Raw genomic sequence first — 11,948 nt, 5'->3', positions numbered from 1 at the left:
CCCTACGCCCCGCCCCGGCTCTATGCCCCGCCCCGTCACGCGTCCGGTCGTACGACGCCCAGTATCGGCATGGACCCGGCCCCCGCGATCGTCACCGTCCGGCCCGGCCGCGGCGCGTGCACGATCGCGCCGTCGCCGATGTACATCGCCACATGGCTGGCGTCGTCGAAATAGATGATCAGGTCGCCGGGGCGCATGTCCTTGACGTCGACATGGGGAAGCTGCTTCCACTGCTCCTGCGAGGTGCGCGGAATGCCGTGGCCGGCGGCGGCCCAGGCCTGTGAGGTCAGCCCCGAGCAGTCGTACGAGCCCGGGCCCTCGGCGCCCCACTCGTACGGCTTGCCGATCTGGCCGGTGGCGAACTTCACCGCCTTCTTGCCCTGCTCGGACGCCTTGCCGCTGATCTCGGCGAGGACGCCGGAACTCAGCCAGGCCGTCTGCGCCGTGTACGCGGCCTCCTCCTCGAGCCTCGCCAGCCGCTCCTTCTCCTTCTTCTGGAGCTGGGACTCCAGCTTCTCGGCGGCGGCGATCTGTTTCTTGATCTCCTTCTGCGCCGTGGCCTTGGCCTGGCGGTTGGCCTCCAGCTTCTGCCACTGCGCGGAGGCGTCCTTCGCGTACTGCTGCAAGTCCTGCTGCGTGCGGGTCATCTCGGCGAGCAGTCCCTTGGTCGCGTGCTCGCCCTGGAGCACCCGCCCCGCGCCGTCCAGGTACTGCTGGGGGTTGTCGCTCAGCCACAGCCGCATCTCGGGCGGCAGACCGCCGCCCCGGTACTGCGCCCGGGCCGCGGCGCCCGCGCGGTCCTTCAACTCGTCCAGCTTGTCCTGGCCCTTGACGATCACGCGGGCCAGGTCGACGATCTCGGCCGACTGCTGCTTGGCCTGCTCCTCGGCGGCGTTGTACGCGTCCGTGGCGACCGCCGCGTCGTGGTAGAGAGCGTCCAGCTTCTTGCGGATCGCCTCAAGGTCCTTGCCCGCCGGCGAGGTTGTCGGGGTCGGTGTCGGTGTGCGCGTGGGCGCTGGTGTCGGGCTCGCGTACGCCACGCCCGATGCCGACAGCACCGCGCAGGCACAGGCCAGAACCATGGCCGCCGTGGTCAGGCTCCGCTTGCCGGATCCCATTGCTCCGCCCCCAAACTGATTTACCGTCAGTAACTTACGAGACGCCTGGGGGATCGTGCCATGTCGGCGCGCAATGCGACAGAGGTGGGCAAGAACTCCCCTCCCTCCGGCTCGCCTCCGCGAAACGATCTCCCCGCCTGTGTGACGAGTCAGTCACGCAGTTCGTTCCGTGCAGCTCACAGGCGTGCGGTGGCCACCCCTCCACCGACGCGGCACGCCCGCGCGACCCTCGGCGTCAACCGCCCGCGCGACACTCCGACCCCACACCCGTGCGTCCTGGTTCGTCGGGCCCCAGCCTTCGACGCCCGTGCCTCGCCCGGGTGTCCGGTGTCTGTGCGGCGCTTGACGCCCGTGCGTCATCCAGACGTCGCACGCCTGTCCGGCGCCCCGCGCTTACGCGAAGGCTCCGCGGGGCGCCAACGCCTCCCAGCGCACCGTGACTTCGCCCTGGCGCCAGCGGGATATTCCGTCCGTCACCGGCCAGTCCGCCGTCAGGTCGCCGGCCGTGCGTATCCAGCGCTGCCGCGCGCCGTACGAGGCGTACGGCGCGGCTGCGGCCCAGGCTCGGTCGAAGTCGCGGAGGAACGCGTGCACGGGCTCGCCCGGGATGTTGCGGTGGATCAGTGCCTTGGGCAGGCGCTCGGCGAGGTCGGACGGGCGGTCCAGCGAGCCCAGGCGGGTGGCGAAGGTGACCGTGCGCGGGCCCTCGGGGCCCAGGGCGACCCAGACGTGCCGGCGGCCGATCTCGTCGCAGGTGCCCTCGACGAGCAGCCCGCCCCGGGAACTGGGGCCCGCCGGTGCGAGGCGTGCGCACAGACGCTGCCAGACCTCGGCGACCCGCTCCTCGTCGTACTGGCGCAGCACGTTCGCCGCGCGGATGAGCGAGGGGCTGCCCTGCACCGGGACCTCGAAGCCGCCGTGCCGGAAGACGAGTCCCTCGCGCTCGTACGGCCGGGCCGCCGCGACCCTCGCGGGCTCGATCTCCACGCCCACCACGCGGGCGCGGGGGGCGGCCGTGCGCAGGCGGGTCAGCAGCTCGACCGCGGTCCAGGGAGCCGCCCCGTATCCGAGGTCGACCGCCACCGGATCGGTGCTTCTGCGCAGCTCGGCGCCGTGGGTGGCCGCGATCCAGCGGTCCATGCGGCGCAGTCGGTTGGGGTTGGTGGTCCCGCGCGTCACCGTACCCACGGGGCGGGACGCGGCGCGGGTTGTCATGCGTACGAGAGTAGGCGGCCGACGGGAAGCCCGTGCGGGCCTGTGGATAACCTCCGGCAGCCCGCCGTCAGCCTGTGGAAAAGACTGGAGAAGGAGGGAGAGGAGCCGCGTACGCAACTCGCCATCGAACGGTTGAGCGACTCTCGGTAATGATTCGGCAAAGGGGCGCGGGAGGGGGCGCGGAAGGGAAATGGAGCGGACCGCTCCGGCGTTGGCGCTCTCTGGAGGGTGCGGTGCGTCCTCCGACCGGCATGCCCGCAGCAAGGAGGAACGCCACGTGAGCCAGTACGTCAGCAGGCTCGGGCGACGCTCCCCGGCGACGCCCTCACGGCTCAGGCTGCACCGCAGGCCCCGTCGCGTGGCGATGCTCTCCGTCCACACCTCGCCGCTGCACCAGCCCGGCACCGGCGACGCCGGCGGCATGAACGTCTACATCGTGGAACTCGCCCAGCGCCTCGCCGCGATCAACATCGAGGTCGAGATCTTCACCCGGGCCACCACGGCCGCCCTCCCGCCGACCGTCGAACTGGCTCCCGGCGTCCTCGTCCGGCACGTCGACGCGGGTCCGTACGAGGGCCTCGCCAAGGAGGACCTCCCCGCCCAGCTGTGTGCCTTCACGCACGGCGTCATGCAGGCCTGGGCCGGGCACCGACCCGGTTACTACGACCTCGTGCACTCGCACTACTGGCTCTCCGGCCACGTCGGCTGGCTCGCCGCCGAGCGCTGGGGCGCGCCCCTGGTGCACGCGATGCACACCATGGCCAAGGTCAAGAACGCCGCGCTCGCCGAGGGCGACACCCCCGAGCCCGCCGCCCGTGTCATCGGCGAGACCCAGATCGTGCGCGCCGCCGACCGTCTCATCGCCAACACCTCCGAAGAGGCCGACGAACTCGCCCGCCACTACGAGGCCGAGCCCGGCAAGGTGGCCGTCGTCCACCCGGGCGTCAACCTCGACCGCTTCCGCCCGGCCGACGGCCGCGCCGCCGCCCGCGCCCGCCTCGGGCTCCCGCAGGACGCGCTGATCCCGCTCTTCGCGGGCCGCATACAGCCCCTGAAGGCCCCCGACGTGCTGCTGCGCGCGGTCGCCGTCCTCCTGGACGAGCGCCCCGAGCTGCGCGGCAACATCGTCGTCCCCGTGGTGGGCGGCCCCAGCGGTACCGGTCTCGCCAAGCCCGAGGGGCTGCAGAAGCTCGCCGCCCGGCTGGGGATCGCCGATGTCGTGCTGTTCAGGCCGCCCGTCGACCAGGAGCAGCTCGCGGACTGGTTCCGGGCCGCGTCGGTGCTGGTCATGCCCTCCTACAGCGAGTCCTTCGGGCTGGTCGCCATCGAGGCGCAGGCGGCCGGCACGCCGGTCCTGGCGGCCGAGGTCGGCGGGCTGCCCGTCGCCGTGTGCCACCAGGAGACCGGATTCCTGATCCCGGGGCACGATCCCGTCGCCTACGCGCGCGTACTGCGCGATTTCGCCGACGACCAGGCGCTGTCGGCGCGCATGGGCGAGGCCGCAGCCCGGCACGCGCAGCGCTTCGGCTGGGACACCGCGGCCGCCGCCACGGCGGACGTGTACACGGCCGCCGTACAGGACCACCGCCGCAAGGTGCGCGCCCACCAGGGCTGACGCACGCACCGCCCGAGGGTCGGTCCGCCGGACGCCTGACGTACGCTCCCTCCATGGCTGACGCAGCGTCGATCATCGAGCAGGTCCTCACCGAGGCCGAGCTGGAGTGGGAGAGCCCCAAGGCGGGCTCGTACGTCGTGAAACTGCCCGGCACCCGCAAGCTCTCGACGACCGTCTCGCTGATCGTCGGCAAGCACTCCCTGTCGCTGAATGCCTTCGTGATCCGCCACCCCGACGAGAACCACGAAGGCGTCCACCGCTGGCTCCTGGAACGCAATCTCAAGCTCTATGGCGTGAGTTACGCGGTCGACCCCCTGGGGGACGTGTATCTGGTCGGCAAACTGCCGCTCGGCGCGGTCACGCCGGACGAGGTCGACCGGCTGCTCGGCTCGGTCCTGGAGGCCGCCGACGGCGCTTTCAACACTCTCCTTGAGCTCGGTTTCGCCTCCGCGATCCGCAAGGAGTACGCCTGGCGGGTGTCCCGCGGCGAATCGACCCGCAATCTGGATGCGTTCACCCACCTGACCCAGCGTCCCGCTGGCTGAATTCCAGGTCCAGTCCAACTAAGTAGTGCGCGACCCCTTCCGGGCCAGGGGTCTCAGTGGCATGCTCACCGCCGACGCGGATCTGAACGTCATTCACATCCATGGATGCCGATGGAATGCGACGGAAGGCGGGCGGGTATGAGCGAGGACTACGTGAGCATCACCAGACGGGGCCTGCTCGGCAGTGCCGTGGCCGTGGCGGCCGCCATGGTGACCGGCGGACCGGCGACGGCCGCGACCGCTGCCGCACGCCCCCATGACCCAGGTCAAGTCCCCACCATCTGGCGGGAGTTCACCCGCGCCCCCTTCACCCACCCGCAGATCCCGTACGTCGGCAGGGCCGGCCACCGGGGCGGGTCGGCGCGCTTCCCCCGCCGCCCCGTCGTGGCCGACGTCCGCGCCTACGGCGCCGTCGCGGACGGCACCACGGACTGTGCGCCCGCGATCAACCGTGCCATCGCCGCTGCCGGGAGGGCCGGCGGTGGCACGGTGCTCATCCCGCCCGGCACCTTCCGCATCGACGGCCTGATCCGCATCGGCCACTCGAACGTCGTGTTGCGCGGCGCCGGCAGCGACCGTACGAAGCTGTACGCGACCAGGAACCTCACCGAGCTGATCGGCGTCTACGGCTCCCGCTACGGCGGCGACAAGTCGTCCTGGTCCTGGGCGGGCGGCCTCATCTGGCTCGCGCCCACGGCCCGTTGGGACTCCCTCGTCGCCGCCATCAAGGACAAGGCCTGGCCCTTCGAGGGCTGGACCGGCAACAAGCGCGACGAGTGGGAGACCCTGACGACCGTGGCCCCCGCCACCCGCGGCTCGTGGTCGGTGACGGTCGCCGACCCCCGCCCGCTGAAGCCGGGCCGGCTCGTCCTCCTGCGGCTCGCCGACGACGCCGACCACACCCTCCTGGAGCACATGTCGGGCGGCGGTCCGGGGCCCGAGGCGTACTACTGGGACGACAAGACCAAGCTCACGAGTTACGTCCCCTACGAGTGGCCCGTACGCATCGCGCGTGTGCGGGGCAGAAAGGTCACCCTGGAGCGGCCGCTGCCTCTCGACGTACGCCCCGAGTGGGACCCGCGTCTGACCACCCATGTCGAGCCGCTGACCGGCTCCGGTGTCGAAGGCCTCACCCTGGAGGCCGTCGAGACGCCCCAGTCCCCGCACCTCCTCGACAAGGGCTACAACGGGGTCGTCCTCCAGTGCGCGTACGACTGCTGGGTCGACGACGTGACGGTCCGCCACGTCGACAACGGCTTCGGATTCGTCGCCGCCTCCGCCTGCACTCTGCGCCGCACCCGTGTGGCCGGACGCGGCTCGCACCACCCGTACTTCTGTCGCGAGGGCTCGCACGACAACCTCGTCGAGGACTTCACCATCGAACAGCGCACGGTGCCGGCCCCGCCGAACACCCAGCTCCACGGCATCAACGTGGAAGGCCTCTCCTCCTGCAACGTCTGGTCGCGCGGCGACCTCCGGATGGGCACCTTCGATTCCCACCGGGGCCTGCCCTTCGCCAACGTCCGCACCGACATCACCGTCGACAACAACGGCCGGCACGGCGGCGACGCGAGCGCCGGTCCGCTCTTCGGCGCACGCTTCACCCACTGGAACATACGTGTCACGAACGGACGCGCGGGGTTGATGAAGATCGACGGTCTGGCGCCCTACTCCGCCACCGTCGGCCTCAACGAGGTGACCGAGTTCGACCAGATCGACGTCCCCGACTTCACCGGCGACCTGCACTCCCGCCTGGAGCTGTACGGGACCACGGACGTCGTACGTCCGCGCAATCTGTACGAGGCCCAGCGGGACCTCTGACTCGGCCGAGCGTGTCGTGCCCGACGAAGGCGACCGTGAGGGGTGCGGGGCGTACCCACGGGGGTCACGCCGGCCTGGAGCGCGCGTAGCGCCCCGGAGTCACCCCGACCAACTTCTTGAAGTGCCGGGTGAGATGGGACTGGTCGTAGAAGCCGGTCGCCGACGCCACCTCGCCCGGCGGCCGGCCCTCGAGGAGGAGACGGCGGGCCCGGTCGACACGGCGGGACATCAGGTACTGGTGGGGTGCGATGCCGTAGGCGCCGCTGAACGCCCTTACCAGATGGGCGGGATGGGCGTGCACGAGCCGCGCGGCCTCGTCGAGGCCGATGCCCTGGGTGAGGTGTCCGTCGAGGAGTTCGCGCAGCGTGCGGGCGAGGCTGGGGGAGTCGCGCGGGGTGGCGGCGGGAGTGCTGGGCCGCAGATGCGTGCGCAGCCGCTCGGCGATGAGCGTCAGTCTGCTCTCGGCCTCCAGTTCGTCACCGGGGTGACCGAGCGCGGTGTGCAACTGGCCGACGCGCCGTCGCAGCACGGGGTCACGCAGGTCGGGCCCGTCCACCGCGGACCCGATGAGGTCCTCGCCCAGATGCGTGCCGTCGAGATAGACGACGCGCTTGCGGAAACCGTGCGCGGTGGCCGGGGAGCCGTTGTGCGGGACGTGCGGCGGCAGCAGGGACACCGTGTCGTGCGGGGTGCCGTGCTCGTGCCGGTCCAGGTCGTACCGTACGGCCCCGTCGTCGACGATGAGCAGCGTCCAGGCGTCGTGCACGTGCATCGGATAGGCGTACTCGGTGAAGTGGGCGTGGAAGACCTCCACGACACCCGGAACGCGCGAGCGCCAGGCGGAGACCTCCGGCTGAGCGACCATGCAAAGAACGTACAAGACGGCGTCGTACCGCGGTCGGCAGTCTCGATCCATGAACAGCGAACCGATCCGCTTCGATACGAAGATCGTCGTCCTGCTGCGGGACGACCTTGAGCCCTGGCAACGCCTGAATGTCACGTCCTTCCTGGTCAGCGGCCTGGGCACACAGGTTCCCGAGGTGATCGGAGAGCCGTACGAGGACGCGGACGGGGTGGCGTATCTGCCGATGTTCCGGCAGCCTGTGCTGGTTTTCGAGGGGACGAAGGAGGTCCTTGTGGCGGCACACGGCAGGGCGCTCAGCCGCGCGCTGCCCCGGGCCGTCTTCACGTCGGATCTCTTCGGCACCGGCAACGACCGGGACAACCGGGCGGCGGTGCGGGCTGTCGCGACGGCTGGACTGGATGTGGTGGGGCTGGCCGTGTACGGGCCTCGGAACGCGGTGGACAAGGTGGTCAAGGGGGCGCGGATGCATCCGTGAGGCCGGCGGGGGCGTTTTTTCGGGGAGCTCCTGCGGTTGAGGGAGGCTCGCAGCCGCCGGGACCGCGTGCGGTGCGGGTGGAGCGGCGAGTCGGCGTCAGGCCGCGCTGACCTCGGGCTTCGCCACCGCAGGGCCGGCCTCCACCGCCGGTTCCTCCGTGGGCAGCCGCCGCATCAGCAGGCCGTACCCGAGCCCGGCCACCGTGCCCACCAGTGCGCACAGCCCCCACAGCCACTCGGCTCCGAACCGGTCGATGACCACCCCGGACATCAGGGGAGCGATCAGCGCGGCGAGTGACCAGGAGAGGGTGTACATGCCCTGGTAGCGGCCCCGGCCGTGGGTCGGGGAAAGCTGGACGACCAGGCCCGTCTGGGTGGGCGCGTTGACGATCTCGGCCAGGGTCCACACGCACACGGTGAGCGCGAAGACGCCCACCGACCCGGCGAAGGCGGTGAGCCCGAAGCCGTACCCGGCGAGGACCGAGGAGATCACGAGCAGTCGGCGCGGATCCCGGTGCTGGATGAAACGGGTGACCGGGATCTGCAGCGCGACGATGAGGACGCCGTTGACGGCGATCGCCATGCCGTAGTCGGCGGGTGTGAAGCCCGCTCTGCCCATGGCGACGGGGAGTCCCACGGAGCCCTGCTGGAAGACCAGGGCGACGAGGAAGGACAGGCCGACGACGCTCATGAAGCGCCGGTCGCGCAGCACGGTCCCGAGGCCGACGTCGTCCTTCGCCTCCTTGGCGTTCTGCACCGGCCGGGACTCCGGCAGCTTCGCGAAGACGAGGAGCGCGCAGGCCAGGGTCATGCCGGCCTCGATGAGGAAGCCGGCGAGGTAACTGAACTCGGCGATGAAACCGGCGGCCATGGAGGAGACGGCGAAGCCGAGGTTGATCGCCCAGTAGTTGAGGGAGAACGCCCGGACGCGGTCCTCGGGCCGCACGATGTCGGCCATCATCGCCTGGACGGCGGGCCGGGAGGCGTTGCTGGCCATTCCGACCAGGAAGGCGACCGCGGCGATGCTCACCGGGTCGTGCATGAAGCCGAGCAGCGCGACGGAGGCGGCCGTGGAGGTCTGTGCGACGAGGAGCGTGGGCCGGCGCCCGAGCCGGTCGGTCATCACGCCCGCGCCGAGCGAGGAGACGACACCGCCGAGGCCGTGCAGAGACGCCACGAGACCCGCGTACGAAGCGGAGTAGCCGCGGTCGAGCGTGAGGTACAGAGCCATGAAAGTGGCGACAAAAGCACCGAGTCGGTTGACCAGGGTGCTGGTCCACAGCCACCAGAACTCGCGGGGGAGCCCCGAGACGGTCTCTCGGGCGGCGCGTCGCATGACGGCGAGTGGCATCGGTCGTCCCCCACGGATGTAAGCGGCTCATGTACTGATGGCAACTTACGAGCGGGAGGTCTCCGGGGGCCACTCAATTAACAGATGCCGTCAACTGTCCGCCTTCCGGGCAGGGGCGCGAGGGGACGAAGGCTTCCATTACGCTCGGACGCATGGCCGACGCACCGTACAAGCTGATCCTCCTCCGCCACGGCGAGAGCGAATGGAACGCGAAGAACCTGTTCACCGGATGGGTGGACGTCAATCTCAACGAGAAGGGCGAGAAGGAGGCAGTCCGCGGCGGTGAGCTGCTGAAGGACGCCGGCCTGCTGCCCGACGTCGTGCACACCTCGCTCCAGAAGCGCGCGATCCGCACCGCCCAGCTCGCGCTGGAGGCCGCCGACCGCCACTGGATCCCCGTTCACCGCTCCTGGCGTCTGAACGAGCGGCACTACGGCGCCCTCCAGGGCAAGGACAAGGCCCAGACCCTCGCCGAGTTCGGCGAGGAGCAGTTCATGCTGTGGCGCCGCTCGTACGACACCCCGCCGCCGCCCCTCTCCGACGACAGCGAGTTCTCGCAGGCGAACGACCCGCGCTACGCGTCGATCCCGCCGGAGCTGCGCCCCGCACGGAGTGCCTGAAGGACGTCGTCTTCCGCATGCTGCCGTACTGGTACGACGGCATCGTTCCCGACCTCCTCACCGGCCGCACGGTCCTGGTCGCCGCCCACGGCAACTCCCTGCGCGCCCTCGTCAAGCACCTCGACGGCATCTCCGACGCCGACATCGCGGGCCTGAACATCCCGACCGGCATCCCGCTCGCCTACGAGCTCGACGCCGACTTCAAGCCGCTCAACCCCGGCGGCACGTACCTCGACCCGGAGGCGGCCGCGGCCGCGATCGAGGCGGTCAAGAACCAGGGCAAGAAGAAGTAGGTTCCGTGATCACGCCCCCGACCTGCGCATACGGCGCGGGTCGGGGGCGTTTTCACGGCCTGGGCCCTCTGTGGGACCTCAGCGCGGCGGCTCTTGCGGCGGTCGGAGTGCCTGACCGAGAGCCTTCCGGGCACGGTCCCGGCTACTCGGCATGAGGTGCGCGTACACCTTCAGCGTGAGCCCCGGGTCGGAGTGCCCCAGGTACTCGCTCACGGCCTTGATGCTCTCTCCCGCGTCCAACAGAACGGACGCGTAGAAGTGCCTCAGCGCGTGCATGCCATGCTCCCGAGCGGCGGAGTGCTCTCGGCTCTTGGCCTTCGGGATGACGCCGACGGACGCAAGGGCAGGCTTCCAGTGGTCCTCATTCAGCGACGTACGCCAGACGTGGCCACCGTTGGGCCCGCTGAAGATCAGACGCTTGGTCACGGGCTGGCCGTTCGCTCGCATCCACGGCAGCGTGATCTCAACGGGCGGGAAGTGCTTGATGTGCTCCTTGAGCGCTTCCGCCACGGGATCGGGCAGAGGAACGTCACGGAGCTTGCCGCCCTTCGGGGGTGCGAACACAGCCTTGCTCAGGCTGAGCTTGAGCTGTTGCACCACGTGCAGGGTGCCGCTGTCGAAGTCCAGCTCATCCACGGAGAGTCCGAGGATCTCGCCTTGCCGTAGGCCGCAGCCGGCGCCCATGTCCACCATGGGCCGGAAGCGTTCGACCATAGCGGCTCGCATGGAGAAGACGCGGTCTGGCTGCCAGGGAACGACACGGCGCATGCCCATCTCGGGGAGCGTCACCGTGCGTGAGTTGCATGGGTTCCGGCGAAGGTAGCCGTCCTCGACAGCCGCAGAGAGCACGGCCCGGACGTTGGAGAAGATCACGCGGGCGTACGCGCCGGACATGCCGGATGCTTCGAGCTGCGTCACGAACTCGCGGATATGGCTGGGCTGGAACGAGCCCAGGGGCCGCGACCCGATCCGCGGGAAGGCGTGCAACCTGAGCTGAGACTGCATCGACGCGCGGGTGTTCGGGTCCCCGCTCTGGCTCGCGAGCCAACCTTCCGCGAACTCCTGAAACGACGTCCGGGACGCGTTCGGGTCGATGTAGTCGCCACGGGCCACGTCTGCCGTGACCTTGCTCAGCCACTGCTCAGCGAGCCGCTTCTGTCCGTCGGGGAAGGACTTGCCCTTGCGCTTTCCGTCGGGCGCGAAGTAGCGGGCCCGGTAGCGCATGCCGGTCCCATAGCGCTCGGTCTTGACGCGGATGGTCTTGCCGTCGGCGTTGGTCTCGGACTTGAACCAGCGGTCTTGGATGCTGCCTGCCATATTCGGCGGAGCCCTCTCTCGGCATGGAGCAGGGCCGGCCGCGTGGCCGGCCCTGCTTGTGTGTGAGGTGTGTCAGACCGCCACGCGGTCGGCGTTCTTGAGCTGTGCGACGTAGGCACCTACTTCGCCCGGGTCGTAACGGACGTGTTTGCCGATGCGGAAGCCGGGTGGGCCGGTTCGCTTCCTGCGCCACTGGTAGACGGTTTCGCGGGGGACGCCGAAGATCTCGGCGATGTCGTCGGGGGTGAGGTATCGGTCGGGCAGGCCACTGCGGAGGGCAGCGCGAGCGTCGGGTTGAGCGGAACGGGGTCGGCTCATAGAGGCCTCGGCGTCGAGTCGTGTTGCGTTCGGGGGCTTCTCGCGGTGTGCGTGTGTCCGAGGTGCGGATTTCTGCGTCATTGCGTCGGTAGCGTCATTCGGGGCTCTGACCTGCGGTTTTGCTTGACGCAGCAGTTAGGGCGTGCGTCATCGCCGCGTCACGGCGTGCGTCATCGGATGACGCAGATGACGCACGATGACGCAGAGCAAGCCGTCTGCGTCATGCCTGTCGGCGCAGGTCAGGTGCCGTTTTCCGGCCCGCATGACGCACATGACGCAGCGTCTTCCTTCTTAGGACAAAGAAGGGCCTGCTGTTGTAGTTCGGTGCCCCTCACAGAGCGAAGAAGGGGCCGCTGCGCGGCGCGACCTTGAGGCGGCGTTCCGCCGAACAGCAAG

General features: G+C 70.1%; 10 protein-coding genes and 1 pseudogene. 5 read left to right on the top strand and 6 right to left on the bottom strand.

The annotated features are described in order from the left end of the window. Positions 1-35: 35 nt before the first annotated feature. Together AAFF41_RS23190 and AAFF41_RS23185 are read right to left on the bottom strand one after the other, a co-directional pair. Positions 36-1,118: a C40 family peptidase gene (locus AAFF41_RS23190; RefSeq protein WP_319748648.1), complete on the bottom strand. Its 1,083-nt coding sequence runs from the start codon at positions 1,116-1,118 to the stop codon at positions 36-38. 393 nt (positions 1,119-1,511) lie between these two features. Further along, on the bottom strand, positions 1,512-2,333 hold the full coding sequence (locus AAFF41_RS23185; RefSeq protein WP_319748649.1) for a class I SAM-dependent methyltransferase: 822 nt from the start codon (positions 2,331-2,333) through the stop codon (positions 1,512-1,514). Positions 2,334-2,610: 277 nt separating this feature from the next. Between AAFF41_RS23185 and mshA the strand changes: the two genes are divergently transcribed. The 3 genes from mshA (at position 2,611) to AAFF41_RS23170 (ending at position 6,314) form a co-directional block, all read left to right on the top strand. After that, entirely contained in the window at positions 2,611-3,948 is a 1,338-nt protein-coding gene (gene mshA / locus AAFF41_RS23180; protein ID WP_319748650.1) for a D-inositol-3-phosphate glycosyltransferase, read from the top strand. A 53-nt stretch (positions 3,949-4,001) separates the two neighbouring features. After that, a complete protein-coding gene (locus AAFF41_RS23175; protein WP_054232421.1) occupies positions 4,002-4,493 on the top strand; it encodes a type III secretion system chaperone family protein in 492 nt (163 codons plus the stop codon). A gap of 138 nt (positions 4,494-4,631) precedes the next feature. Continuing rightward, complete coding sequence (locus AAFF41_RS23170; protein ID WP_319748651.1) at positions 4,632-6,314, top strand: glycosyl hydrolase family 28-related protein; 1,683 nt, start codon at positions 4,632-4,634, stop codon at positions 6,312-6,314. A gap of 64 nt (positions 6,315-6,378) precedes the next feature. On the opposite strand, the gene AAFF41_RS23165 is transcribed toward AAFF41_RS23170, so the two are convergent. After that, a complete protein-coding gene (locus AAFF41_RS23165; RefSeq protein WP_319748652.1) occupies positions 6,379-7,179 on the bottom strand; it encodes a helix-turn-helix transcriptional regulator in 801 nt (266 codons plus the stop codon). Here AAFF41_RS23165 and AAFF41_RS23160 point away from each other — a divergent pair. Continuing rightward, positions 7,178-7,654, top strand: coding sequence for a DUF2000 family protein (locus AAFF41_RS23160; protein WP_181650859.1), 477 nt, complete (start codon positions 7,178-7,180; stop codon positions 7,652-7,654). The two genes, AAFF41_RS23165 and AAFF41_RS23160, sit on opposite strands and share 2 nt — an antisense overlap. 96 nt (positions 7,655-7,750) lie before the next feature. On the opposite strand, the gene AAFF41_RS23155 is transcribed toward AAFF41_RS23160, so the two are convergent. Next, entirely contained in the window at positions 7,751-9,004 is a 1,254-nt protein-coding gene (locus tag AAFF41_RS23155) for an MDR family MFS transporter (RefSeq protein WP_319748653.1), read from the bottom strand. A gap of 152 nt (positions 9,005-9,156) precedes the next feature. Between AAFF41_RS23155 and AAFF41_RS23150 the strand changes: the two are divergent. Then, positions 9,157-9,917: pseudogene (locus AAFF41_RS23150) on the top strand (phosphoglyceromutase). A 78-nt stretch (positions 9,918-9,995) separates the two neighbouring features. Here AAFF41_RS23150 and AAFF41_RS23145 read toward each other — a convergent pair. Then, positions 9,996-11,234, bottom strand: coding sequence for a tyrosine-type recombinase/integrase (locus AAFF41_RS23145; RefSeq protein WP_343324576.1), 1,239 nt, complete (start codon positions 11,232-11,234; stop codon positions 9,996-9,998). Between the two features lie 72 nt (positions 11,235-11,306). After that, complete coding sequence (locus AAFF41_RS23140; RefSeq protein ID WP_054232427.1) at positions 11,307-11,552, bottom strand: helix-turn-helix transcriptional regulator; 246 nt, start codon at positions 11,550-11,552, stop codon at positions 11,307-11,309. Positions 11,553-11,948 lie beyond the last annotated feature (396 nt).

Origin of the sequence: Streptomyces mirabilis (assembly GCF_039503195.1) — a bacterium.
In the GTDB taxonomy this organism is placed as follows: Bacteria; Actinomycetota; Actinomycetes; order Streptomycetales; family Streptomycetaceae; genus Streptomyces; species Streptomyces mirabilis_D.
Note: the sequence above shows the minus strand (reverse complement) of the source record. Positions and strands in the feature narration are given on the sequence as shown.